The sequence below is a fragment of the Mycobacterium sp. TH-M106 genome, from assembly GCF_057473765.1.
In genome coordinates this window covers 1-1,092 of the sequence record NZ_JBYCLE010000186.1, presented here as the reverse complement: position 1 = coordinate 1,092, position 1,092 = coordinate 1, and the positions used below count along the sequence as shown (strand labels likewise).

Sequence of the window (1,092 nt, the reverse complement as noted above, 5' to 3'; positions counted from 1 at the left end):
CCACCGCCACGGCCTTCTCCATCTTCTCTTCGGCGTCGAAGAGAGCCTCGTCAATCACGCCATCCTCCCGTCAGGTGGTGACCAGCGTTCCGATCTTTTCACCGGCGACCGCCCGCGCGATGTTTCCATCGGCCAACAAGTTGAACACCAGGATCGGCATGCCATTGTCCATGCACAGGCTGAATGCGGTGGCGTCGGCCACCTGCAGGCCACGGTCGATGACTTCACGGTGGCTGATCGCGGTGAGCAGCTCGGCGTCCGGGTTGACCCGTGGATCCTCGGCGAACACTCCGTCGACCGCCTTGGCCATCAGCACCACCTGGGCACCGATCTCCAGCGCACGTTGGGCCGCGGTGGTGTCAGTGGAGAAGTACGGCAGTCCCATGCCGGCGCCGAAGATCACCACTCGGCCCTTCTCCAGGTGCCGGCGTGCCCGCAGCGGAATGTACGGCTCAGCCACTTGCCCCATCGTTATCGCGGTCTGGACCCGGGTGTCGATACCTTCCTTCTCCAGGAAGTCTTGCAGCGCAAGACTGTTCATCACGGTCCCGAGCATCCCCATGTAATCCGAGCGCATCCGCTCCATGCCCCGCTGCTCCAGCTGCGCCCCGCGAAAGAAGTTGCCGCCGCCGATCACCACAGCAACCTGTACGCCCTCGCGCACCACTTCGGCGATCTGGCGGGCCACCTGGGCCACGACGTCGGGGTCCAGCCCGACCTGCCCGCCGCCGAACATCTCCCCGCCGAGCTTGAGCAGCACCCGCGCGTACTTGGACCGGCCGGGCGGCCGGTCGACATTCGTCGGCTCCGTCATGAGGCTCCTGGGGTTGCTCCGTGAGAGTGCCATCGTGGGTGACCACCCACCGATCGCAATCTAGGGCATCCATATCCTGCCTCATGGCGGGCACACCGGCTCTCCCGGGTTAGGCGCAGGCTAACCGGTTCTGGGGTCGGTCGATCCGCAAGCTACGGGTCATCGTCGTCCTGGTCGCCGCCGTCGTCTCCATCTTCGTGGTGGAGGAGTTTTTCGGGGTGGTGGTATCGGTTGATGCGGGGTTGGCCGTAGTCGAGATGCGGCGGTGGGAGGGTTTC

Annotated in this window: 2 protein-coding genes; both read right to left on the bottom strand. The window is 65.2% G+C overall.

The features are described 5' to 3' along the window. Positions 1–70: 70 nt before the first annotated feature. Positions 71–814 carry a UMP kinase gene (gene pyrH / locus AC2VOP_RS06400; RefSeq protein WP_486960176.1) on the bottom strand — a complete coding sequence of 248 codons (744 nt, stop codon included), beginning with the start codon at positions 812–814 and terminating at the stop codon, positions 71–73. Positions 815–966: 152 nt separating this feature from the next. After that, positions 967–1,092, bottom strand: a 126-nt coding sequence (locus AC2VOP_RS06395) for a hypothetical protein (RefSeq protein WP_486960177.1), incomplete at its 5' end; no start/stop codon positions are given.

Excerpts from the sequence above, each read along its gene's own strand:
- pyrH (WP_486960176.1), bottom strand. The coding sequence starts at position 814 with ATGACGGAGCCGACGAATGTCGACCGGCCGCCCGGCCGGTCCAAGTAC.